Consider the following 24,957-nt stretch of genomic DNA (forward strand, 5'->3'; position numbering starts at 1 on the left):
CTCTGCGCCTTTGCGAGCATCTATTTCACGCAAAGGCACAGAGCCGCAAAGCAAGGAAAAGGAATTTGTTTTTGGTATAAAGTTTCAGATAATCAATTAAAAAAAGAGACCGAAGTCTCTTTTTAAATTATTTTCTTGTTTTGATATTCTCTTCTTTAATACCAAATGCTTTTACTACAGCTTCAAAATTATTATAATCAACTGCCTGAGTTACAGATTTACCTGTATTTTCAGATGATCTGGCAAATATTGGGTTTCTTCCCGGAACAACCACAACTCTAAAAAACTGACCTACAGTATAATTTGGGATGGCAGCAAGATTAACATCAGTTTCTGTCCAAATTGTAGCTTCTGTAGTGGTAAAGTCATAGTTGTATGTTAAATACCCTGTTATCCCTGGATATTCATTATTAGGGAAATAAATATTTTGCGGAATCAATCTCCAAATCGGATTTCCAGAAGTTGTAGTACTTTCCATCCAGTAGACTAAAACTACATCACCTGAAAAAACTTCACCTGTATTAAAAGGGAATATAATCTCTCCTTGTGCATTAAAGCTTTTATTAATATCAAAAACTAATGCGACAGTATCGTTATCAACACGATCATCACTATTGCTACAACCTTGTAATGCCGTCATTCCGACAATGGCTAAAAGTAAAAGTATTCTTTTCATAATGTTATTTTTTATTTGTTTATAAATGTATTCCAAAAATAAAGCCAAAAAAAAGTTTTTAGAGAATTTTAATACTTTTTTCCTTATTATTTGTGTCTTACTCCTGGACAAACACTTACTAATTTACTGAAATTAAATTAGTTATTAAAAAATAATTTTATACTAAATTATTTTTCATCTGAAGTTTTTTTTCTTTTTGCCTTTATATAAATTCCCAAATAACGACTCAAATCTACTCTATGTAATTTTTGAGGTTTATTGATAAATGGCTTAATTGAGAAATTTTCATTCGTCAGATAATAATGAAGTCCATCGGTTGTAGCAATTCCTTCAATCTGATGGAAAGGCAATCGCAATTTAATTTTTCTTTTATTTCCAGTAAAAAAATCTGTTCCCTGAAAATCATATAGCAGGTATAAAAAAGGCTTAAGGTGTTTTGAATAGCCGCATAGAACAATAGCATTTTCCGGTTCAAGAAAAACAGCTCCGGTAACTAATCCGCGAATGTCATGCACCGTTTTTAGTTGAGCGACATAATTCCCGGGAGTTTTTGGCAGCGAATACAAAGCTGTTTTTTTTGATTTCCATTGTTTCGTAAAAATGTAAATGCTGTCTTTTGAAACGATCATTGCCTCACCGTCATAATCGGTTTTGTTGGCTTTTGAGGGAATAAAATTAATCTGGTCAGAATAACGGAAAGAAATCGTGTCGATGACCGGATTTAAAGGCAATGATTTTTTATCGATTCTTAAAATATGTAGGTTTGTCCTATTTCCGGCGACATTATTTCCAAAATCGCCAATATAAAGATAGCTGTTGTCCTGAGAGATTTCTTCCCAATCTTTATTGACGACATTCTTTAAAATATAAGTTTCCTGTATACTTCCTGAAATGGTATCCAATCCATAGATAGTCGTGTCTTTATCATCGTTATGTGTCCACAGTTTTCCTTCCCAAAAAATAAGCCCTGATGTCTCGTGTACTTTTTGATCCAGCTTTTTTGAAAATTCTGGCTGTATTGCTGCTCTTTTATATTGACAGCTTCCGTCGTTTATTGTTGCTTCCGGATTGTAATTTTTAGATAATGGGTCTGTACAGCCAACAATTTGCGCTGCCATATCCATATCAACCGTAAAAAGAAGATTCAGTAAAACCAGCCAGCAGCAAACTGTTTTCATATTTGGATCAATTAAATTGCTTTTCTTTTAGCTGCCCTGGCACGTTCTATATCTTCCAGTGTGGCACATTTGGTATTGACTTTTACCTCATCAACTATAAAAGGCAGGTGAATGTATTCTACTTCCGAAAGGTCTTCATTCAAATAGTCGGTAACATCTTTCAGGTCGTAAAACCAATATTTATCGAACTGTATTTTTTTTATTGAAGCGTCCTTAAGCAGGATTTCTTCTTTTAGCTTCTTTATCATAAAATAGTGCTGATTTCTTCTTCCGCAAATTACGTTATTTGAACTGTAGAAACATTCGGTTCTTGGATGTTTTAACAAAAAAGACTTCTATTAGGAAGTCTTTCTGTTTAGTTGCTCGCAAAGGCACAGAGCCGCAAAGTTAGGGTATAGCATATTTCGATGTAAGGTTTCTAAACTTAGTACCTCAGAACCTTAGTGCCTTAACAAGTCTTTGACTGATTAACTTTTATTTCGAATTTTCTTTTAGCCACAGATTATAATGATTACACAGATTTACATATAAAGCGTAAAACTTAGCAACTTAGTACCTCCTACTATAATGCCAAAAAATAATCAATCAATATTTCATTTCCTTCTTTCCAACGAATCCATCCTGATTTTATAGGATTACTCGTTTCATCACAATGAGGTGCAGTAAAAATCTGAATCCAGTCGCCTTTCATAGACTTTACCTGAAAACAATCTTCGTCTTCAAAAGGAATTGTTCTCGCTGCATCACTAGGCTGTGTTTTGATCTCTTGTGGAAAAGAATTTCGGGAAACCATAAATGCATTTTTCAGAAAACCATCCCATGTATCCAAATCAACTGATTTCGTCTTTCTTATCCAGTAGGATTCTCCCGTTTCATTGTTTACTATTATTTCAATCCAAAAGCGTTCTTCGGATTTGCAACGGAAAATTAGTTGGTCGTAGTCCAGAAAAAAGCCTTCGGGCTTTAGCCATTTTTCAACAGTTTCAATATTTTTTATATCAGGACTTCCTGTTACTTCGTCCTGATAAAACTCGATAACCTCTTTTGGCTCTTTATCATAAGCAGCTGTATATAAATTCAAAACAGTGTTACCTGTAAATTTTATAGTTACGATACCGATTCCTAAATCTGACTGTGCGGCTGCGTTTAATGTAAATAGAATAAATAGTGCTTGTAAAAATTTCATTATTGGGCCTGCTTGTTTTTAATAGCATACTACAAAGAACGCTCTAAAAATCTTTTTATTTTGTTTTTTAAGAAACTGTTATTTTTTTATTATTAAGGATTATTGAGCCGTTGCAGTGTTTGTTTTAAATATTTTTTGGAAAAAACAAGACATACTAAGATTAGGAAAAACGTAACTATTAGCAATTTTAGATTTTTCAAAAGAGAGATTAAGCCTTATCTTTCCATTGATTTTACGTGTTTCAGATACTTTTGAATATTTTGTTCAAGTTCTAACGGATACGGATAATCTAGCTTTTGTGCCATTGCAACTCCCATTTCTGTTCCGATATTGGCATAGGCAAACAAGGCATTCCAATTGTCTTCGTTATCACTTCCTGAAAATGTAGCTTCTATCTTTTTCCACATTTCTGATGAAAGGTATTTTTTGAACAACCTGCCTTTTTTATTAGTCGAAACATTCCAATTGTGTTCCAGACCAATATGCCATTCTATCATCTTTTGGAAGTACTGTGTTCTCATATTATCTTCAAGCATGAATTTGGCATAGAAAAGATCGTCGCGCCACAGGCATTTTGCCACATAGGTCATATCCCACCAAAAGTCATTAAACAAGGTTACAAATTCCTTTTCCGTAGGCTTTTTGATCATCACCGCGTTATAGGTGGGCGGTTTCATGTTTTTTGTAATACCGTCTTTGTCCAGTAAAACTTTATAACCTACATCCCAGTCTTCCTGTAATTCTTCATTGTTTACTTCTTCGAGAAACTTAGCCACAGAATAGAGCTTAAAGTCAACTTTGGTGTAGTCTTCATAAAAAACCATACGCATAGCATGTTTGCCATCAAATGCATCTTCATTTTCGATAATCATAGCGATTTTTTTACCAAAATTTTCAATCCAGGTATCATCCGATAAGAATTGTTGCAGGTCACTTACTACAAATTCAATATCCAGATCGCTGAACTTGTCAACTGGAGCATACGGATTTACAAGCGAACTGGTTAGCAACACTGCTCTGATTTCGTCATTTGATGTTGCCCAATCCATAATTTCCATTAATTGGATTTCTCTCTGGTTTTCCATTGCTTTCTAAATCGTATCCAATGTGTCTCTTGTCAGTTCATTTTTTTCTGCATCACCAGTATTTAAAGTCGATGCAGGCTCAAAAAGCAATACAGATACTTCATGTTCAGCTACCGGCCTATGCTCTACTCCACGAGGTACAATTAAAAATTCATTTTCTTTAAGTACAACAGTCCTGTCACGAAATTCCATATTGAATTGGCCGCTGACAACCAAAAACATTTCGTCTTCGTTATCGTGTTTATGCCATACAAATTCTCCTTGAAATTTTGCCAATTTAACATGCTGTCCGTTCAATTCTCCAACAATTCTTGGATTCCAATGATCGTTGAATAAAGAAAGTTTTTGGGCGATTGTTACTTTTTCCATTTTCTTCTGACTATTAAAACGAAGTTATAAAAAATAACATTTGATTTAACATATTACTTATCAACAACTTACCTTAAAACATACCAGTTTATAGCCTTTTTCTCTTCTGTTTTTATAAAGGTATCCTTAGCACCATTATAGTCATTGCCATCAGACCATTCTCTCTGGATAAGGCTTGATTTGAGTTTTTGGTACTCTTCTTTTATTTTGGGATGAGCGATGAGATAATCTCTGAAAGCAATGTGTCTTGTCCAATGTTCTGAACTTAGAGGCACTATGTGGATATGGGCTCGCCTTTCATCATGTTCTTCTGTACTTGATGGAATGTCTTCTTCTCTTCTTAAAATATTGATAACAGGACAATGTTTGGCTCCGTCTTTATGTTTCACAAAAAACCTTCGGTACGGCATATCCAGATTGTACTTTTCATAGTAGATATATCCATTTCCTATCAATGGAAGTACTGTCTTATCCAAATCTTTTTCGTCAGGAAGTCCTATTAAAATATCAATAATAGGCTTGGCAGATAATCCTTCGACCGATGTGCTGCCTATGTGTTCTATTTTTGGTTTTAGAAATCCAATCAGATTCTCCAGTTCTGTTTGGAGCTGTTTAAAGTCATGTTTCCATTTTAAATTGTACTCTTCTAACTTAATTTTCATCTAATTTCTTCCTGTTTTATGGTTCTTATTATAAAGTCTTTCCTGTTTTCAAGAGTATCTTTTGGCACATCTATAATTTCGTACCCATAATCCTGATAGGTCTTTTTCATGGTTTCATAAGTAGCTTCGGCTTCTTGCCAATCCTGTTTCCTTTCGTTATCCGTTTCGTATATATCTTGCCAGGGCGGAAAGATAAATACTTTTCTATTGTACTGATAGTTTTCAGCAATTTTCTGAATTTTATCTGATACCTCCATCCCTACCATTCGGGCATAACAGACTGCATCTAAAATACCGCGATCAAAAAATATTGGAAGAGAGCTGTTTTGAGAAATAGCTTCCCGATAACTTTCGGCAGAAGTTTCCAACATGAGCCGCATATAAGATTCTTTATTTTTCCAAGGAAGCGCCTCTCCGCCTATTTCCATCTGTTCTTTGATAATAGCCCGTGCCGTTTCAGGCATAACGATATATCCGTTTTTTTTCAGCTCATTCAAAACAGAGGTCTTGCCAACACCTGGGCCTCCTGTAAGGATATAAAAATTATCATTTTGGTATTTCATACAGATCTATCATTGTTTCTCTTTTATTCTGTAAACAATTCCAACATATGGGAAATTGCCTTTTCAGAATGTAAGATTTCGGTTTGTTCTAATGTCATTCCTGCCGTTTCGGAAGCTCTTGTTCGCATTTGGTTTTCATAATGAGCAATCGCTTCTTCAATATCAGAAAAATCTGTTCCGGTAAGGCAATTGCTGAGCTCAAGAGCATCGAGCATCGCCATATTTACTCCTTCTCCGGCATAAGGAGGCATGAGGTGTGCTGCATCACCTAAAAGAGTCATATCCGCATGGGCTTCCCATATTTGGTCAAGTGGCATGCAGTATTGAGGACGCGGAACAAAAGAAGTACCTTCTGTTACAAATAATTCCTGCCAGATATCGTCCCAATCTGAAAATTCTGTACGGAACCAGGCTGCAACCGACTTATTGTCTTTGAAATCGATACCGCTGTCATGCATCCACGATTCCTGTGTCCTACAACCTGTATAAAAAGACAGGCTGCCATCGCCTTTCGAACTTACGATAAGTGATTTCTGGTCGCCAAAAGCAAAAACCTTTCCGCCTTTAACTAATTCATAGATACGGGGCGCCTTTTCTGCTGCGTTATAAAGGCTACCTTCTACAACCGTTATTCCGGAATAGAACAGTTTAATGGGCGTAAGATAAGGTCGTATTTTTGAATTGGCTCCATCCGCTCCAACAACCAAATCTGCTGTTTCTTTTCTTCCATTTTGGAAAACAAGCTGCCATTTTCCATTTTCTTTTTCTAATGAGGTGATATGGCTATCCCATACAACTGTCTCGGGTTGCAGCGAATCAAGCAACAAATCCCGTAAAGGGCCACGGTCAATTTCAGGACGGAAATGCTCATGTCCAAAATCAACAGTTTCCTCATGTCCTTCATGCTGATCGTAAAGGATGTTTCCGTTTTTATCAGTAATACGTGTCTTGTCAGCACCTGGTCTGTAATATTTTTTAAATTCCTCTATCAATCCTGCCTCTTTAAGCGCTTTAAGTCCGGAATCGTCATGAAGGTCAAGCGTAGCTCCCTGTACTCTCACAAATCTTCCCGCATCTCTTTCATATACAGTTACATCAGCTTCTTTTTGTTGCAAAAGCCTGGCAAGTGTCAATCCTCCGGGACCACCGCCAATAATTGCTATTTTTTTATTTTTAATTACCATGATTTTAAAGATTTAGTTTTATCAGGGCAAAACTATTTCTTATTCATGGTGGAAAATTGTATAAATCGGTCATTCTTGTTTTGGGATAATTCTTTTGGAGGTACACCCGAAAACTTTTTTACATCACGGATGAAATGTGCCTGATCTGCAAAATTCTGTTCAGGAAAAAGTTTGCCTTCTTTTAGATGTTCAAAAGAAGCCCTAAACCGCAGTATGCTGCAATATGTTTTTAATGGAAGTCCAAACTGCCGGCTAAAATAACGATTGATCTGTCGGCTGCTCCATCCCGACGTTTCAGAAAGTTCTTTTACAGTAAGCCTGCCGTTTGAAGCGTATATCTGGTCGAATAATCGAAGTTTCCTAATGTCTGGAGGTGTTTTAATTAGGTTTTGAATTTTCCGGGTTATATTATCACAAAAAGAATCAAAATCAGAAAGATCATCTTCTGTAATATCCCAAAAACCTTCCGGCAAAAGACGTCCATCATTGAGCAAAGACGAAACACTGTTTTCTAAAAGATATTCAACTGCCAAAAGCCGAAGGCTAACCGCAAACATAGTCCTTCCCGATTCCATCAAGGTTTGTGATGCTTCTGTTTCCAGTCCTAAAAGAATGGCTCGGAATGGCTCGGTTTCAGAAAATGAAAAAATAATATCAATTCTGCCATCTGGCAATACGATGATATTTTTGGGTTCTCCTGAAGGAGTTTTTAATTTCCAAAAGCTCTCAACATAGCTCGCAATTGACGGATCGGGTTTTACTATCTTATATTCAAGCTGGCCGGCCATTTTTTAATACTATCTGAGATTATTTCTTTACTGAGAGAAAAATATCTACTTCTGCATTGTTCCAATCGGCACAACGTTCGTCATAGACTTCAAAATCATATTGATAAGCCCTGTTCAATTCGGCATCTTCTTTCCAGATTTCTCTCCAAGCCTCTCCTATACAGGCCGGCATAACACCTTTGGCTACTTTTTGAGTATAGGTTTGTGCAGGTATTTTCAGGCTTTTGAATCCTTCCGGAACCAGCGTTCCTTCTGCTACTTTACAGCCTATAAAATAAGAATACGGTTGTGTATGGTCACCATCATAATCAAAATATACAGCATAGATTTCGTTTCCAATCTTGTTTTCTATCTGACCGTATCTCTTTTCCGTTTCAAATTGTTGCCATAAGCTGCCGCAGTCTATAGCAGCCTGACCGTCTTTGTTCGTTGTTTTTTTATCAAGCTGAATGCCTATTAGTTGGAAGTTTTCTTTACTGCTTTCCATTTTTGTATGTTGTTTTTTAGAAGTTTATTTATTAATGTAGTCCAGAGAGTTGAAGTATCATTTTCTAAACCAGAATAATCATACCAACATTATCATACGAAATTAATAAAATAAATGGTACCTATACTGTTGTCACTTTTGGTATGCTTTCCCAAAACTGACATTTATCATCTTTTGCGACAATCTGTTTATCCATATTTGCAGCTATCTTAAATTATTATGCACTATGGCACCTGATTCTTCTGTACATACTTTTCATATTCCGGTAATGGGACTTTCATTTACTATTGACAGCCCTATCCGGGTGGCTCATTATGGGATTTCTTCCGTAGTTTCTATCGTAGACGATGAGCTTATTGAAAAGATGAATGCTTTTTACAGCAAAAAGTTTTGCCTGCCCTATCAGGAAATCACCCGAAAATTTCATGATTATAGAGCTGAACGCATCAGAAGTTATCTGGATTTAATGGATCATATTGTAAAGGAAAAGTTTGAGGCGTTCAAACAGGAACTTTCTGAAAGTCGTCTGGCTTTGGAACGTTTTCTGGGTATGCTTCCGAACCAATCTGATTTAAAAAAAGGCTTACAAGAGCTTTTGGAAAACAGCTGGGAATTGAAACACAGCATTAAAAATTTCCTTGAAAAATATTTCGCTCCGGGAGCTATTGATGTAAATATCATGACAAAGGTAGATAGAGAAAATCATGACAAAAATGGGCCACTATCTACAGAGTTTAATGATGCCCACACAGCATTACGGGGATTTGCCAATAGCAGACTCCAATCTTCAATAGTATTTTCGGCAGGTATGAATCCGAGGCTTTACAGCTATCTCGAAAGTTTTCGCTGCTTTTTTCCTGATACTGAAGGAAAACTCGAAAAGAAAATCACGTTAAAGGTCAGCGACTACCGTTCTGCATTGATACAAGGCAATTTTCTGGCAAAAAAAGGATTATGGGTTTCTGAATATCGCATCGAATCGGGGCTTAACTGTGGAGGACATGCCTTTGCAACCGAAGGATTTCTTTTAGGGCCGATATTGGAAGAATTCAGATCTAAAAGAAAAGAACTCACAGAAACTTCGCATGAATTGTTGCTAAAAGCACTCGAACAAAAAGAACTTTCGGCACCACACCAACCGCTTCCTTTAAAAATCACAGTACAAGGCGGCGTTGGCACAGCTGAAGAGCATGATTTTCTTTTGCAACATTACGGAATGGATTCTGTAGGATGGGGTTCTCCTTTTCTGCTGGTTCCTGAGGCTACTTCTGTAGATGATGAAACGCGGATACTGTTAGCAAAAGCTGAGGAGAAAGACCTGTATCTCAGTCATATTTCTCCTTTGGGCATTCCTTTTAATACGATATGGGGCACCAGTAACGAAAAGCTAAAACAGCATCGCATTAACACCGGCCGACCTGGAAGTTCTTGTCCTAAAAAATACCTGGCATTAAACAAAGAGCTTGATAAAAAAGGGCTTTGTACGGCTTCACTAAAATATCAGGAACAGAAACTGGAATTATTAGAAAACAGAAAACCGGAACTTACAGCAGCAGCTTATGAACAGGCAAGATTTGATATTACTGAAAAAGCCTGTCTGTGTGTTGCCCTCTCCAATGCTTCTTATCTTGAACATGGCATCACTGTTAAAGGTGAAGCCCAAGGTGTTGTAATTTGTCCCGGGCCAAACATGGCGTATTTTAACCGGGAAGTTTCATTGCATGATATGATACGCCATATTTATGGATATGGTTCTGTAATGGATTTTGCTAATCGTCCAAATTTGTTTGTAAAAGAAGTCCAGCTTTATATTGATTATCTTAAAAAGGAAATAGCCATGCATCATAGTACAGCAACACCTACCCAATTCAAAAAATGGGCAGTATTCCAAAAGAATTTACTTTCAGGAATTGATTATTATGAGGAATTATTCTTTTCTATATCCTTGGGAAAAAATGCTAACCCGTGGAGTATATTACGTAAGAAAATTGAAGAAATTGAAGTCGGCTAAGTTTGTACAATTAAATCTGAGATGTAAAAATTAACGAAAACCTTGCTATATTTATACTTAAAAGAGAAATATGCAAAGTGAAGTACATTATATAACCCGGAGCGGCTGGCTTAGGGCGGCCGTATTAGGAGCTAATGATGGAATTCTTTCCACGACAAGTCTTGCCATTGGAATAGCTGCCGCATCTGAAACAAGAGAACCCATAATATTGGCTGCTCTCGCAGGAGTGGTAGCCGGTGCACTTTCTATGGCCGCAGGAGAATATGTATCTGTCAGTTCCCAAAGCGATATAGAAAAATCCGACCTAAAGCGGGAAATGAAGGAATTGAAAGAAATGCCCGAATCCGAACTTGAAGAACTCACTCAAATTTATATTTCCCGCGGACTTGCTCCCGACCTTGCAAGGGAAGTTGCCTTACAGCTTACTTCACACAATGCTCTTGAAAGCCATGCACGGGATGAACTTGGAATCAATGAAATAACCCTCGCCAAACCTATGCAGGCTGCACTCGCTTCAGCACTGGCTTTCCTTTCCGGTGGCGTATTACCTCTTTTGGTGGCTATTTTTGCTCCATTTGATTACATGGTGTTTTTCCAATATGGTTTTGCCATTATTTTTCTTGCATTGTCGGGCACTTTGGCTGCAAAAGCAGGCGGTTCCAGCAAAATCAAATCAGTAGCCCGAATCTGTATCTGGGGAACCGTTGCGATGGTGATTTCGGCATTGGTCGGCTATATTTTTGGTGTTCAGACTTCTTGATTTTTATTCTCTTACATTTCAGATACTTTATAGTAAATGATCTGCTATAAATTTCTTGCTATACTCTTTTATCATTGCTCTTACATCTTCAAACTGTTTTTTAATTTCTAATTCGGTACCAGTTGCTTTTGCAGGATCTGGAAAATTTTGATGAAATCTTAGTGCTTTAGAAGGGAAAAATGGACAATTTTCCTTTGCATTGTCGCATACGGTTATGACAAAATCAAAACTTATATCCAGATATTCTTCCAAATGGTTTGATGTATGATTTGAGATGTCAATACCATCTTCTTTCATTATAGCAATAGCTTTCGGATTTACTCCATGAGTTTCAACTCCCGCACTATATATTCGCGCCCTATCTCCTGCAAAAAACCTAAGATAGCCTTCTGCCATTTGGCTTCTGCAACTATTACCTGTGCAAAGCACTAAAATCTTTTTTATTTCCATGTTTTTAAACAAGTAACCAGATCAGGTTAATGATGCAGAATTTCGGATCAAAGCCAAAAATAACCTGCAAGACAATAACCGATGTGGTGATAATTATTGGTTTTTTATATCGGATTAATTTCTCTTTCATTAGCAACAGCCGGAATTGGTCGAACAGCCAGAACTTCCTGTTTTTAATTCTGAAAGATTCAACTTTTGTTTCTGAGAGGGAATTCCGCATGCCTCTTGAGCCAAACAAGCCGTTACTTTGTTTCTTAGGACAAATGTTTTTCCATTAAATTCCAGGTCGTATTTTCCAATCGTTTCGTTTTGGTATTCTACCTCTATTTCTGAATCTTCAATGCCTAATTTTTCTTCTGAAAGTTTAATGATATTCAGCAATTTTCCAGGTTTCAGGCGATGTTCAAAATCATCCGCATTCCATAATTGAAAATTGACAATCTTTTCATCCCGTATGGAACCTCCACAGTCAATAAAGCTCTTTTTGATTATCCCTACTTCTGTGACGTGGAAATGTTCCGGGACAAAAGTGCCATTTTCTAATTGGAATTCAACATTTTCTAATGTTGGCAAAATCTGTTTTACTTCTGATAATTTCATATTGATTATAGTTTATTATTAATCGTAATATTGCGATATATTAAGGCAAAAAAAAGCTAACAGCTCTTTTCAATTTTTATATCAGTAAAAAAATGGTTTAATTCAATTTTTATCTGTTTCCAGACTTTTTCATCAATACAATAGCAGACACTTGTTCCTTCAATATTCCCTTTTATGATCCCGATGTTTTTTAGCTCTTTCAAATGTTGTGATATTGTTGCCTGAGCCAATCCTAATTCATTTACTAAATCATTACAGATACATGCCTCTTGATTGATGATATGTTGCAAGATGGCTATCCTTGCCGGATGCGACAATGCTTTTAATGTTGCAGCAAGCCTGTTTTGTTCGTCAGTAAAAAAATCTTTTTTTGTCAGTCCCATATTCTTTTATTATATCGCAATATTACGATTAATATTTTAAAAAGACAAAATTAATCTTATCTTTTTTAATTGATCTCTGTATAGGAAAAACAAAAAGACCTTATATAAGGCCTTTTGTTTAAATTACTTATCTGCTATTCTTATTTTGGAATTCCCAATGATTCGCAGACATCTTCATAACTTCTCTCTTTATAATTCATTTGTCTTGCAAGAGGAACGGGGGCGCCTCCCGGAATAATAATATAACGGATTTTAACAGTAAAACCAAGCTGTATTGCTGGTGTCATTCCATCATGACGGTATCTTAAAATTTTCAAGTTTCCTACAGACGGAACCGCTTCTACGGTATTAACAATACCTCCTGCTCTTGAAGTATATGCCAAAGGGAAAATCTCTCCCGAACCAAACTGAAGATAGACCAGAATTGCACCGCTATTCAAAATTTCATTTGTAATCTGTGGTACTGAGTAACTATAAACCATCCCTGTAGTTCCATCAATAGTAGCTTCTACACCATCTGGCCGGTTAAGCCAATTGCTATAAATTACATTAGCTGTTCCGGGTTCGCCATTCGTTCCGTTTAGTCCATCTTTTCCATCTTTTCCGTCATCTGAACAGGAAGTAATAGTGGTTCCTAAAACCATTAGTAAAAAAATACTGAATTTTGTGATTAGTTTCATATTAGGTTTATTTTAAAAATTATAAAACGAAACTAGGCATCTCGTAAAGGCAAAAAAAGGAGTAATAGACGAATGACAGTTTTAATCTACCAATGTCAAAAAAGTGGATAGTGGACAGTGGACAGTGGATAGTGGATAGTGGATAGTCTTTAGTTAATAAAAAAAGACCTTCGATGAAGGTCTTTTTTTATTGCAATTATGCGGTATGCTCTTACATGTTTCTTCTGTACTGTCCGCCTACCTCAAATAGTGAAGCAGTGATTTCTCCAAGAGAACATACTTTAGTAGCTTCCATAAGCTGTTCAAAGATGTTCTGGTTATTGATGGCTACGTCTTGAATAATAGCCAACTGTTCTTTCATTTTTTCTCCATAGGCTTTATGCAGGTTTTCCAAAGTATGGATCTGGAATTGCTTTTCTTCTTCGCTGGCACGGATTACCTCAGCAGGAATTACAGTAGGCGATCCTTTAGAGCTTAGAAAGGTATTAACTCCAATAATAGGAAACTCACCCGTATGTTTTAATGTTTCATAATACATACTTTCTTCCTGTATTTTAGAACGTTGGTACATGGTTTCCATAGCTCCTAATACGCCTCCTCTTTCAGTAATCCTGTCAAATTCCTGCAATACGGCTTCTTCTACCAAATCGGTTAATTCTTCGATGATAAAAGAACCTTGTATTGGGTTTTCGTTTTTCGCCAATCCAAGTTCTTTATTTATAATCAGCTGGATTGCCATTGCACGACGTACCGATTCTTCTGTTGGTGTTGTGATCGCTTCATCATACGCATTTGTATGCAAAGAGTTACAGTTGTCGTAAATAGCATACAACGCCTGCAATGTAGTACGGATATCGTTGAAATCGATTTCCTGAGCGTGCAATGAACGTCCGGATGTCTGGATATGGTATTTCAGCATCTGAGCTCTTTCGTTCGCACCATATTTATTTTTAAGAGCTTTAGCCCAAATCTTTCTGGCTACACGACCGATTACGGCATATTCCGGATCGATTCCATTCGAGAAAAAGAAGGAAAGGTTCGGCCCAAAATCGTTGATGTCCATGCCACGACTTAAGTAGTATTCTACATAAGTAAATCCATTGGCAAGAGTAAACGCCAGCTGTGTGATTGGATTAGCTCCGGCTTCAGCAATATGGTATCCTGAAATAGATACGGAATAGAAGTTACGAACGTTTTTAGCAATAAAATATTCCTGTACGTCACCCATCAATCTTAGTGCAAATTCTGTCGAGAAGATACAAGTATTTTGTGCCTGGTCTTCTTTTAAGATATCGGCCTGTACGGTTCCACGCACTTGTGATAAGGTTCTGACTTTAATCTGGTCATAGATGTCTTTTGGCAATACCTGATCGCCTGTTACTCCTAAAAGCATCAGTCCCAAACCATCATTCCCATCAGGAAGCGTTCCGTTATAGCGTGGTCTTTCTATTTTTTTCTTTTTGTAGATTTCAGTGATAATCGCTTCTACTTCGTCTTCCAGATTATTTTCTTTGATGTAGATTTCACACTGTTGGTCGATAGCAGCATTCATAAAGAAACCAAGCAACATCGGAGCCGGCCCATTAATGGTCATACTTACCGATGTCAGCGGGTGAGCCAGGTTGAAACCAGAGTATAATTTTTTGGCATCATCCAAACAGCAGATCGATACTCCTGCATTACCAATTTTTCCGTAGATATCTGGTCTTAAGTGCGGGTCATTTCCATACAACGTTACGCTATCAAAAGCAGTAGAAAGTCTTTTTGCCGGAAGTCCTGCGCTTACATAATGGAAGCGCTTGTTGGTTCTTTCAGGTCCACCTTCTCCAGCAAACATCCTTGACGGATCTTCACCTTCACGTTTGAACGGATACAATCCGGAAGTGAACGGGAATTCTCCCGGTACATTTTCCTGCAAGCACCATCTTAGGATATCGCCCCATGCTTCATATTTAGGCAAAGCTACTTTTGGTATCTGAGAATGTGATAACGATTCTGTATGTGTTGCAATCTTTATTTCCTTGTCACGTACCTTAAAGGTATAGACCGGATTTTTGTATTTGTTTACTTTTTCATCCCATGTAAAGATAATTTCCCAGTTGTATGGGTCTAAATCCATCTTTACTTTATCAAACTGATTAAGCAGTAGGTTTAGGAAGATTCTGGTTTCGTTGTGTTCTTCTAATGCGCTTGGCAATACTGAATCGTCATTGATTCCAGTTTTAGTAAGCTCAGGAGTTTTTCCGGAAACCGTTTCAATAGTCTTGAAAATACCGTATAATTTTTGGGCTACTTGCTGTTGTGTGAAAGCAACCGTATCGTATTTTCTATTGTTTTCTGCAATTTCAGATAAATAACGGGTTCTGTGTGGCGGGATGACGAAGATTTTTTCGCTCATCTCACGTGTAATCTCAAAAGTAGATTTAAGATCTGCTTCTGTCTTTTCAACAATCTTGTCCATGATCGCTTTGTATAGCGTGTTCATGCCCGGGTCGTTAAATTGGGAAGCAATGGTTCCAAATACCGGAAGATCATCGGGATTGGCATCCCAAAGATTGTGGTTTCTCTGGTATTGTTTTTTTACATCGCGCAATGCATCCAGCGAACCTCTCTTATCAAATTTATTGATAGCAACAAGGTCAGCAAAATCAAGCATGTCGATTTTTTCAAGCTGGGTAGCTGCTCCAAATTCAGGAGTCATTACGTATAGCGAAACATCAGAATGATCCATGATTTCAGTATCAGACTGCCCGATTCCCGAAGTTTCAAGTATGATTATATCGTATTTAGCCGCTTTAAGTACCTGAATGGCTTCTGCAACATATTTAGACAACGCCAAATTCGATTGTCTTGTTGCCAGGGAACGCATATAAACACGCGGATTATTGATAGCATTCATACGAATCCTATCACCTAAAAGCGCTCCACCTGTTTTACGTTTTGAAGGGTCAACCGAAATCAAACCAATCGTTTTTTCCGGGAAGTCAATCAAAAATCTTCTAACCAATTCATCAACCAAAGACGATTTTCCAGCTCCTCCCGTTCCTGTAATACCCAGTACCGGAATTTTGCTGGTTTCATTCTGTTTGTGTATTGTATCAAAAGTTTCTTTTGCAATTTCCGGGAAATTTTCTGCTGAAGAGATAAGACGGGCAATAGCCGTCGGGTTCTTATCTTCCAAATGTTTGGCTTCTCCGTTCAGTTTGTCGCCTATCGGATAGTCGGATTTCTGAACCAAGTCATTAATCATTCCTTGCAGCCCTAATTCACGTCCGTCATCTGGCGCATAGATTCTGGTAATTCCGTACTCCTGCAATTCTTTTATTTCATCCGGCAAGATCACTCCACCACCACCACCGAAGATTCGGATATGGCCTGCTCCTTTTTCGTTAAGCAGGTCGTACATGTATTTGAAATATTCATTATGTCCTCCCTGATAAGATGTCATAGCAATAGCATTGGCATCTTCCTGGATAGCTGTATTTACTACTTCTTCAACGCTTCTATCGTGTCCTAAATGGATTACCTCGACTCCTGTCGACTGGATAATGCGTCGCATAATGTTAATGGCAGCATCGTGTCCGTCGAAAAGTGCTGCTGCAGTTACAATTCTTACTTTATTTTTAGGAATATAAGGTTTGGCTTGTTCCATTTTGAAATATATGTCTTTTTAAGGTCGGCAATTTACGAAATTCCTAAAAATTTTGAAGTGTTTGCGAAGTTAAAAAAGCCCTTCCGGTATAAATACTACCGAAAGGGCCTAGGGGGTCAAAACTCTAAATATTGACTTTACTATAAAATCTTGTTTACGGAATCCTTATTTCATCATAGCCGGATCAACTTCTACTCCAAGTCCTTGTGCAATTCCCATTCCCAATCTTGGATCAGCTCGGAACCAGTGGCAAAGCTGACGGTTAATGATTTCCATTCTTTTTGGCCCATCGATTCCGGACATGGCGCCTACAACATTGCTGATTAGATTTTTCTGCTGTTCCGGTTCCAATAAGCGGAAAAGATTACCCGGTTGTGTATAATGATCATTTTCTCCTTCGGCATTTCTGTCATACCATCCTGCCACATTGCTTTCTAATGCCCATGCAGGTTCTTTATACGATTGGTCAACAACAATATTATCAAAACTATTCGGGAAATAGTTTGGCGCGCTGCCTCCGTTTCCGTCGATACGCATCTGTCCGTCTCTCTGATAATTGTTTGTAGCAAACGGACATCTGTTAACCGGAATTTGTTCGTAATTGGCTCCCAATCTGTAACGATGGGCATCCGGATAAGAAAGCAATCTTCCTTGTAACATCTTATCAGGCGAATATCCAATTCCGTCCACTACGTGTGCCGGAGCAAAAGCCGCCTGTTCAACATCCTGAAAATAGTTTTCCGGATTTTTGTTAAGCTCGATAACACCAACGTCAATCAGCGGATAATCACCATGAGGCCAAACTTTTGTCAAGTCGAATGGATTAATATGATACGTTCTTGATTCTGCTTCGGTCATTATCTGTATTTTCATGTCCCAGCGTGGAAAATTTCCTTTGTCTATGTTTTCAACCAAATCTCTCTGCGCAAAATCCATGTCTTTTGATTTCATTTCCGCAGCTTCAGCATCGGTAAAATTCTTGATTCCTTGTTTGGTAAGCATATGGAATTTTACATAGAATCGCTCATTATCTTTATTGATAAAAGAAAACGTATGGCTTCCAAATCCGTGCATGTGGCGGTAACCGTATGGCGTTCCTCTATCTGACATTAATGTAGTAACCTGATGCAAACTTTCAGGATTCAGCGACCAGAAATCCCACATCATGGTAGGCGATTTTAAATTGGTATACGGATCACGTTTCTGGGTATGTATAAAGTCTCCAAATTTTTTCGGGTCTTTAATAAAGAACACAGGTGTATTGTTTCCTACAAGATCCCAGTTACCGTCTTCAGTATAAAATTTCATAGCAAATCCTCTTGGGTCTCTTTCCGTATCTGCCGAACCTTTTTCACCTCCAACAGTAGAAAAACGAAGTAACATTTTTGTTTCTTTTCCTATATGCGAGAAAATTTTTGCTTTTGTATATTTTGTGATATCATGCGTTACCGTAAAAGTTCCGAAAGCTGCCGATCCTTTTGCGTGTACTACTCTTTCAGGAATACGTTCCCTATTAAAGTGTGCCATTTTTTCGTGCAAAATAAAATCCTGAAGCAAAAGCGGTCCCCTAGGTCCTACTGATTGTGAATCTTCGTTTTCAACATAAGGCTTTCCTGAAGCTGTTGTCAGTTTGTTGTGTTCTTTCATAATTTTTATTATTTGTTGTTAGTACCTTTATTATCAGTTTGTTTCTTCAAATTTAAACAATCCTTTTTGATAAACAAAATCGATTGTTTTTATATTTTTATAATTTTTAACTATACTATTAAACGGTACGATGTTTGATTATCTTTGAATCGAAAAAACTTTACTCTCATGAAAAGATTATTACTTCTAGCGTTTTTTGTGCCGGCAACCTGCTTTGCTCAATTGGATGGATTTATCAAAAAGGCAACTGAAAAGGTGCAATCGAAAACAGAAAAAGCACAAACAAAAACAACTTCTAAAAAAACAAGCAGCTTATTGGGTGCTACCGATATTAGTGCCGGACTTAAAGAAGCGCTACAAAAAGGTATTACAGAACAAGTAACCAAATTGACAGCTGTTGACGGATTTTATAAAAACGAAGCAGTAAAAATTCTCTTTCCGGAAGAATTACAAAAAGTAGACAAAACATTACGTTCAATGGGATTGTCAAGCTTGGCTGACGAAGGTATAAAAGTATTGAATCGTGCAGCTGAAGATGCTGTAAAAGAAGCAACTCCTATTTTCGTGAATGCGATTAAAAACATGAAGTTTGCCGATGCAAAAAATATTCTTTTAGGTAATGAAGATGCAGCAACGACATATCTCCAGGGTTCCACTTCTACCGAGCTTTACTCAAAATTTAATCCTGTCGTAAAAACATCACTTAGTAATGTAGGTGCCGATAAGGTATGGGAAGGTATTATTAAAAAATACAATACCATTCCTTTAGTAACAAAAGTGAATCCTGATCTTAATGATTATGTAACCGACAAGGCTATGGAAGGTGTCTTTAAGATGATTTCTGTTGAGGAGAAAAAAATCCGTACCGACATCGGAGCACGCACTTCACCACTGTTAAAAAAGGTGTTTGCCATGCAAGATTAAGAGCAGCAAATTAGGCTCTTAAAAAATTAGTAATCAATAACATATAAATAACATTGCCTTAACACATACGCTCCTAAAAAAGTTGGACATTTGCAAAGAGATTAATGGTTTTCTCATTTGGTTAGGGTTAGTTAGAAAAAAAATGCCAGTGTTTTAAGGAACACTGGCTTTTTTATTTGATGCTATTTATGACTATAAAGAATTAAGAAAATCGAGTAATGCTTTACGTTTCGCCTCAGTCAATTGCTTGAATTTTTCTTTGGCTTTTTGAGCTTCACCTCCATGCCAAAGAATGGCTTCCGTAAGATTTTTGGCTCTTCCGTCATGCAGGAAAGTAGTGTGTCCGTTTACCAATCCTGTTAGTCCTATGCCCCACAACGGACGGGTTTTCCATTCTCTGCCTGAAGCCAAAAAATCAGGTCTTCCATCTGCTAAATCTTCTCCCATATCATGCAAAAGCATATCTGTATAAGGATAGATTGTCTGGAAAGCTAAAGCAGAAATCGGGCTCGGGCCTGTCATCTGTTTAGGTGTATGGCATTTGGAACATTCCAGGCTTTCAAACAGTTTTGCTCCTTCTTTGACGCTCTTGCTATTGACATTTCTGGCGCCTGGCACGGCTAGTGTCTGGCAATACAAAACAACCTGATCTACAATTGGTTTTGGTATTTCAGGATCGTCATCGCGCCCATCGTGTCCGTTAGACTGACCGTGACCGGTTTCTCTCGAAAATATATAATTGGTAATTCCCATGTCTTCTACATAAGCAGCTGTACATTGCACTAATAAGGTTCCTGTATTTGCTTTCCATCCAAATCTGCCCAGAATTGTACGTCTTTCAACAGGGTCCCAAACATAATTCGCCTTGCCGGAAATTCCATCGCCATCCGTATCATTTATATCTTGTCTGGCCAGAATGTTCTGTTCCGGTATGGCTTCGAGTAGACCCAGTCCAAAAACCGGAGTAGCAATACGAGGTGAAAGCATAAGCCCGGACGGTAAACTGGTATAGGGATCGACCAAAGTAATTACCGGTTTTTGCAGAACGACAACTGTTCCGTCTGCAAAAGTTTCTCTTTTTTCTATAAATGTTGCCTGATACCTTGCTTCCGGAGTAAAACCAAAAACAGCCTGGTTCTGGATCTGCAATCCAAATCCCGGTACAGGATTGGGGCCGCCGTTTTCATCTTCTCCAAAAATACTGGCTCTCATCAAGAGTCCGCTTCTGTTGGCGAGATTTGCAGGAAAATTAGGTCGTCCATCGTTTGGATGACATGAAATACAAGAAGAATTATTAAATATTGGGCCTAATCCTGAATTTACGGCTGCTGGTGCTGTTACAAAAACAGCCTCAAACTGGGTATCTCCCAAAAGATGCATCTGCAAATCTGAGGCCGACAAATTTGGAGCCGGCGTTCGGAATGCTATACTTGTTGCAGAGAAAATAGTAGTTTCACCTCCCGCATGCATTCTTTCGGAAAGATCAATATCAATATAGGAACCATCTTCATTGTTATCACAAGACAACAACACAAGTCCTAAACTGGCCAATAAAAATCCTTTTCTAATCATTTTTTGTTTGGTTTTTACAGAAATGCAAAAAGAATATCCGAATTCCGGATACCCTTTTTGCGTTTAATTTATGGTTGGTAAATGGCTTAATTATTAGCGATAAATGGCTTTAATTGTGATTGGATCAATAGCTGCAATTCTGCTACCTTATCTCTTGCATTTTTTACAGCAGGAATATTGTTGGTTACCGCATCTGTAAATGTTCCAGGAATTGCTTCAATAGCGGCAATAGCTGCATCAATTTTAGCTTTGATGTTCGCATCCAACGCACTATTTTTTGGAGCAACAATGTTTGTTAATCCGGCACGGGAATTTCCATTATAATCTCCCCAATAGATATTTCTGATACTTCTCATATTATCAGCAAAGTCTCTTTTAGAATTGTTGCTGAAACGTGATTCTTCCTGAGAAACACCTTCATCTAAAGGAGTTTGTATTTTTCCTGTAGCAACTTCATCAGCAATTGTAATCAATCCGTTGATGATTTCTTCTAAAGCTGCTTTTTGTGAAGTATATCCTTGGTTGCCTGTAGTTCCGGCATTGATAAAATGTCTTGCAAAATTTCCTCCTGATGCTTTCCAACCGTCATACAAAATCTGCGTGTTGTTTTGCAAATCAGCTGCTGCAGCTCTCAAATATTCCAATTCTCTCGCGGTCAAAGCACTAGCTGCCTTGTTACCGTTGATTCCCCATACCAGGTATTCAATCAGGTGAAAACCACGAGCTTCAACGTTAGCTTCAATAGTAGCCGTAGTAATTGGGTTTGAACTGTTTAGGATGTCATTCATAGCGGTAACATCTACCGGCCAGGTATCCATTGCAGGGTCAATTCCTCCCGTATCAACCGGTCCGTACAAAAATCCTTCTGATTGTTCCCAAGGAGATCTTGCCGCTTTCCAGGCATCTTTTACAGCTGCAAGAGCCGTCTCATTCCCGATAGTCAAGGCATTTACAGCTGTTTTCAGTGCGATTGCTTTGTTGTTCAAATCTTCATATGTTTTTGTAATAACGTCATTTGAAAGATCAGTAAGCACTTCTTTGTAAAGTCCCGCATTCGGATCAACATCAGACGAATCATCATTGCTACTGCAATTCACAAAAAACACAGCGGACATTGCTAATAAACTCAGACTAAAAATTCTTTTTTTCATTATGTTAAAAATATATTGGTTAGTATTAATTCTTTAGAATGAAAATCCTATTCCCGCCGAAAAAGTATTTTCCTGTTGTTTTTTTCCTGTGTACACCAAAGTTGTCGGATTAAAGTTTTCAGATCCCAGTCTTCTGTTCTGATAATGTGCTTTTAATACAATCTGCGGATGAACAAACCAGTTAAATCCTCCCATGATCGCGCTTCTTTCCCATCTTGGCTTTTTGACAACAGTTCCTTCCACCTGGTTCATGGTGTCGTAATAGTCGTAGCGAACAAACGGATATACTTTCTGTTTTGTGGTCTGGTTGAAGAAATGCAAAACTTCATAACCTCCTTCAAAAGAGAATCCGAAAGCATTTTTTCCAACCGGCGTTCTTTTTACGCCAAGATTGTTTGAAAGTGAGGCATTTTTTGAAGTAACAATATTGGAATTTTCAAGATTTCCCCATAATACAACCGAATTGAAACGGAGATAATCTTCATCATAAGTGACGTGTCCTTCAAAAATCATCACATAAGCTGATTCTTTCATGTCGTTTTTAGGACGGTTGGCAGCTGCATCGTTGATATAGGCAGAAGCCCCGACATAGGTATATTTATTTTTCCCGAATTTATAATCCAAACGTCCTGTAAATGCCCATGAATTTCCATTTGCCATCTCAAAACGAGTCTGGTAACCTTCTTTTATCCAGCCTCTGGAGCTAAATCCGGAAGCATCAAGTCCGTTAGTGACTGAGAATTCATATTTCCACCGTTTCAAGAAAGTTCCGTGAAACTGGATCCCGTTTTCATACCATCCCAATGGCAATATTTCGTTTTCCATTTCCTGACGGTGTGTTGTGAAATAAGAAATTGGACGATCCAAATCCTGAGCCAATCCAAAATGGATTTTCATTCTACCTGCCCTAATGTTAAAATATGGACGGATGGCAAAATTGATATGAATCTGCTCAATTTTTACTTCACCTCCGGCTTCTATTTCCTGTTCATATTCTCCAAATTCTTCCTGGGTATCGAGTTCTACAGTTGAACCTGTTCCGCCATGTTCAAATTCTATTTCAGATTTGAAACTAATCCAATCATTGAAATTATATCCCAGATACAGGTTCAGACGTTCGGCATCGAACTTGTCTTTCATATTTGGGTCGGTGTCAAATTTGGTGTAGTTGTAATAATTTACAACTCCATAACCACTTAGGGTAAAGTTGCTCCAGTTAAAAAGTGTCTTGTTTTCCTTTGCAAAATCTTTCTTGATTTCTGCTTTTAATTCTTCGCGGAGCTCTTGTTTTATTTCGGATTTTATTTTTTCAATATTTAGCGAATCAGCTTTTTGAGCGAATAGTATAGCCGATGGAAATAAGAAAAAAATGAGTAGTGCTTTTTTCATTATCGAATCAAATTTCGGCAAAGCTATAAAAATTATTTATATACAGTCTAAATAAAAATAAAATATTTTTTAACGTAATTTTAAGAAACTGATTATGAAATCATTAGTAGGAATTTTGAAAAAAATTACACTATTTTAAATCAGTCTAAATAAATATTAGATACATTTGCCAAAAATTTATTAAGAAATTCCATCCAATCTGGTAAATGATACGCCAATTTATTTATAAGCAAATCGATAATAGTCAATTAGTTATGTTCCGAATACTTTTTGGAGCTCTTTTACTATGGCAAGTGGTCGATTATCTACTTTCCGGATGGATTCGGATTAATTTATTAAAACCAATTTTTACTTTTTCACATATCGGTATGGAATGGCTTCAGCCACTTCCCGGCAACGGCATGTACTATTATTTTATGCTGATGGCAATCGCAGCTTTGTTTGTTATGATCGGTTTTTGTTACCGGATTAGCATCGTTCTGTTTACAATACTTTGGTCTGGAATTTACTTCATGCAAAAAACAACCTACAACAACCATCACTATCTGATTGTGCTACTTTGTTTTTTGATGTGCTTGCTGCCTGCCAATGCTTATGCTTCTGTTGATTCCAAAATAAAACCGGAAATAAAAAGATTTACTATGCCGGCCTGGTGCACCTGGATAATGATTGCCCAGATAGCGATTGTTTATTTTTATGCATCGGTTGCCAAATTGTATTCCGGTTGGCTTGATGGTTCTTTCACCAAAGGAATGCTTTCAAAACATGCACCAGATATTCTAAAAGAGTTTTATGCCCAGGAATGGTTCTATCTTTTTATTGCTTATGCCGGATTGGCTTTTGATTTTTTTGTCGTGCCACTACTGCTTTGGAAAAAAACACGAAATCTCGCTTTTATTGCTTCTGTCATCTTCCATATTTTTAACAAGGCGCATTTGGGAATTGGTATTTTCCCTTTTCTGGCTTTAAGTTTTATCGTTTTCTTTTATCCGCCGGAAACTATACGCAAGTTATTCTTTTGGAAAAAGCCTATTGAAATACCAACTCCTTCACAATCACAGGAAGGGAAAATGCTTGTTCGATGGATACTTCTGCCTTATCTCCTACTTCAGATTTTACTTCCCTTACGGCATTATGCTATCAAAGGCGATGTACTTTGGACCGAAGAAGGTCACAGGCTTAGCTGGAGAATGATGCTGCGCTCCAGAAAAGGAACCACAAAATTCAAAGTAGTGGATAACAATACTCAAAAAACAAAAATTTTTAAGCTCAAAAAAATCCTTACTCCAAAGCAAATACGCGGCATGCAATCCAAACCCGACATGATTTGGCAGACAGCCCAAAAAATCAGGGAGAGATATGCCCGAATGGGAAAAGACGTAAGCGTTTATGCCGATTCAAAAGTTGCTATTAATCATGGCGAGCCCAGAATATTAATCAATCCCGATATTGATCTGGGAAAGGCCAAATGGAATTATTTCTGGCATAACGACTGGATCTTGCTCTACGACAAAAACGGAAACATTATTCATTAACCATTTAATTAATTTAACACCAACC

General features: G+C 37.5%; 24 protein-coding genes. 4 read left to right on the plus strand and 20 right to left on the minus strand.

The window, feature by feature from the left end; all coding sequences use genetic code 11:
- Positions 1 to 127: 127 nt before the first annotated feature.
- From ABH942_RS01990 to ABH942_RS02040, 11 genes are all read right to left on the minus strand, one after another.
- The gene (locus ABH942_RS01990) at positions 128 to 676 is read right to left on the minus strand and encodes a hypothetical protein (RefSeq protein ID WP_370029321.1); all 549 of its coding nucleotides are present in this window, start codon (positions 674 to 676) and stop codon (positions 128 to 130) included.
- A 167-nt stretch (positions 677 to 843) separates the two neighbouring features.
- Entirely contained in the window at positions 844 to 1,854 is a 1,011-nt protein-coding gene (locus ABH942_RS01995) for a T9SS C-terminal target domain-containing protein (RefSeq protein WP_370029322.1), read from the minus strand.
- An 11-nt stretch (positions 1,855 to 1,865) separates the two neighbouring features.
- A complete protein-coding gene (locus tag ABH942_RS02000; protein WP_370029323.1) occupies positions 1,866 to 2,102 on the minus strand; it encodes a hypothetical protein in 237 nt (78 codons plus the stop codon).
- 314 nt (positions 2,103 to 2,416) lie between these two features.
- On the minus strand, positions 2,417 to 3,040 hold the full coding sequence (locus ABH942_RS02005) for a hypothetical protein (protein WP_370029324.1): 624 nt from the start codon (positions 3,038 to 3,040) through the stop codon (positions 2,417 to 2,419).
- Positions 3,041 to 3,255: 215 nt separating this feature from the next.
- On the minus strand, positions 3,256 to 4,125 hold the full coding sequence (locus tag ABH942_RS02010) for an AadS family aminoglycoside 6-adenylyltransferase (protein WP_370029325.1): 870 nt from the start codon (positions 4,123 to 4,125) through the stop codon (positions 3,256 to 3,258).
- 6 nt (positions 4,126 to 4,131) lie between these two features.
- Entirely contained in the window at positions 4,132 to 4,494 is a 363-nt protein-coding gene (locus ABH942_RS02015) for a cupin domain-containing protein (RefSeq protein ID WP_370029326.1), read from the minus strand.
- 68 nt (positions 4,495 to 4,562) lie between these two features.
- The gene (locus tag ABH942_RS02020; RefSeq protein WP_370029327.1) at positions 4,563 to 5,156 is read right to left on the minus strand and encodes a GrpB family protein; all 594 of its coding nucleotides are present in this window, start codon (positions 5,154 to 5,156) and stop codon (positions 4,563 to 4,565) included.
- Complete coding sequence (locus tag ABH942_RS02025) at positions 5,153 to 5,719, minus strand: AAA family ATPase (RefSeq protein ID WP_370029328.1); 567 nt, start codon at positions 5,717 to 5,719, stop codon at positions 5,153 to 5,155. Before ABH942_RS02025 ends, ABH942_RS02020 begins: the two co-directional genes overlap by 4 nt.
- A gap of 23 nt (positions 5,720 to 5,742) precedes the next feature.
- Positions 5,743 to 6,903: an FAD-dependent oxidoreductase gene (locus ABH942_RS02030; protein ID WP_370029329.1), complete on the minus strand. Its 1,161-nt coding sequence runs from the start codon at positions 6,901 to 6,903 to the stop codon at positions 5,743 to 5,745.
- Positions 6,904 to 6,935: 32 nt separating this feature from the next.
- Entirely contained in the window at positions 6,936 to 7,691 is a 756-nt protein-coding gene (locus tag ABH942_RS02035; protein ID WP_370029330.1) for a DUF6597 domain-containing transcriptional factor, read from the minus strand.
- A 19-nt stretch (positions 7,692 to 7,710) separates the two neighbouring features.
- On the minus strand, positions 7,711 to 8,178 hold the full coding sequence (locus ABH942_RS02040) for a GyrI-like domain-containing protein (protein ID WP_370029331.1): 468 nt from the start codon (positions 8,176 to 8,178) through the stop codon (positions 7,711 to 7,713).
- A gap of 226 nt (positions 8,179 to 8,404) precedes the next feature.
- Between ABH942_RS02040 and ABH942_RS02045 the strand changes: the two genes are divergently transcribed.
- Together ABH942_RS02045 and ABH942_RS02050 are read left to right on the plus strand one after the other, a co-directional pair.
- On the plus strand, positions 8,405 to 10,189 hold the full coding sequence (locus tag ABH942_RS02045) for a hypothetical protein (protein ID WP_370029332.1): 1,785 nt from the start codon (positions 8,405 to 8,407) through the stop codon (positions 10,187 to 10,189).
- A gap of 70 nt (positions 10,190 to 10,259) precedes the next feature.
- Positions 10,260 to 10,949 carry a VIT family protein gene (locus tag ABH942_RS02050; protein WP_370029333.1) on the plus strand — a complete coding sequence of 230 codons (690 nt, stop codon included), beginning with the start codon at positions 10,260 to 10,262 and terminating at the stop codon, positions 10,947 to 10,949.
- Positions 10,950 to 10,976: 27 nt separating this feature from the next.
- Here the strand turns inward: ABH942_RS02050 and ABH942_RS02055 are convergent, their stop codons facing one another.
- The 6 genes from ABH942_RS02055 to ABH942_RS02080 form a co-directional block, all read right to left on the minus strand.
- Entirely contained in the window at positions 10,977 to 11,399 is a 423-nt protein-coding gene (locus ABH942_RS02055) for an arsenate reductase ArsC (protein WP_370029334.1), read from the minus strand.
- 129 nt (positions 11,400 to 11,528) lie between these two features.
- Positions 11,529 to 11,999: a DUF6428 family protein gene (locus ABH942_RS02060; protein WP_370029335.1), complete on the minus strand. Its 471-nt coding sequence runs from the start codon at positions 11,997 to 11,999 to the stop codon at positions 11,529 to 11,531.
- A gap of 56 nt (positions 12,000 to 12,055) precedes the next feature.
- Positions 12,056 to 12,382, minus strand: coding sequence for an ArsR/SmtB family transcription factor (locus tag ABH942_RS02065; protein ID WP_370029336.1), 327 nt, complete (start codon positions 12,380 to 12,382; stop codon positions 12,056 to 12,058).
- A 140-nt stretch (positions 12,383 to 12,522) separates the two neighbouring features.
- The gene (locus ABH942_RS02070; protein ID WP_370029337.1) at positions 12,523 to 13,062 is read right to left on the minus strand and encodes a hypothetical protein; all 540 of its coding nucleotides are present in this window, start codon (positions 13,060 to 13,062) and stop codon (positions 12,523 to 12,525) included.
- A 211-nt stretch (positions 13,063 to 13,273) separates the two neighbouring features.
- A complete protein-coding gene (locus ABH942_RS02075) occupies positions 13,274 to 16,714 on the minus strand; it encodes a methylmalonyl-CoA mutase family protein (protein WP_370029338.1) in 3,441 nt (1,146 codons plus the stop codon).
- Positions 16,715 to 16,879: 165 nt separating this feature from the next.
- Entirely contained in the window at positions 16,880 to 18,361 is a 1,482-nt protein-coding gene (locus tag ABH942_RS02080) for a catalase (RefSeq protein ID WP_370029339.1), read from the minus strand.
- A gap of 168 nt (positions 18,362 to 18,529) precedes the next feature.
- Here ABH942_RS02080 and ABH942_RS02085 point away from each other — a divergent pair, with 168 nt between their 5' ends.
- Positions 18,530 to 19,285 carry a DUF4197 domain-containing protein gene (locus ABH942_RS02085; protein WP_370029340.1) on the plus strand — a complete coding sequence of 252 codons (756 nt, stop codon included), beginning with the start codon at positions 18,530 to 18,532 and terminating at the stop codon, positions 19,283 to 19,285.
- Between the two features lie 192 nt (positions 19,286 to 19,477).
- Here the strand turns inward: ABH942_RS02085 and ABH942_RS02090 are convergent, their stop codons facing one another.
- From ABH942_RS02090 to ABH942_RS02100, 3 genes are all read right to left on the minus strand, one after another.
- The gene (locus ABH942_RS02090; protein WP_370029341.1) at positions 19,478 to 20,857 is read right to left on the minus strand and encodes a di-heme oxidoredictase family protein; all 1,380 of its coding nucleotides are present in this window, start codon (positions 20,855 to 20,857) and stop codon (positions 19,478 to 19,480) included.
- An 86-nt stretch (positions 20,858 to 20,943) separates the two neighbouring features.
- On the minus strand, positions 20,944 to 22,008 hold the full coding sequence (locus ABH942_RS02095; RefSeq protein ID WP_370029342.1) for an imelysin family protein: 1,065 nt from the start codon (positions 22,006 to 22,008) through the stop codon (positions 20,944 to 20,946).
- Between the two features lie 33 nt (positions 22,009 to 22,041).
- The gene (locus ABH942_RS02100; protein WP_370029343.1) at positions 22,042 to 23,397 is read right to left on the minus strand and encodes an autotransporter outer membrane beta-barrel domain-containing protein; all 1,356 of its coding nucleotides are present in this window, start codon (positions 23,395 to 23,397) and stop codon (positions 22,042 to 22,044) included.
- 254 nt (positions 23,398 to 23,651) lie between these two features.
- Between ABH942_RS02100 and ABH942_RS02105 the strand changes: the two genes are divergently transcribed.
- Positions 23,652 to 24,932 (plus strand): HTTM domain-containing protein, encoded by a 1,281-nt coding sequence (locus ABH942_RS02105; RefSeq protein ID WP_370029344.1) that lies wholly within the window; start codon positions 23,652 to 23,654, stop codon positions 24,930 to 24,932.
- Positions 24,933 to 24,957 lie beyond the last annotated feature (25 nt).

The sequence above is a fragment of the Flavobacterium sp. 28YEA47A genome (assembly GCF_041262125.1).
Classification (GTDB): Bacteria; Bacteroidota; Bacteroidia; order Flavobacteriales; family Flavobacteriaceae; genus Flavobacterium.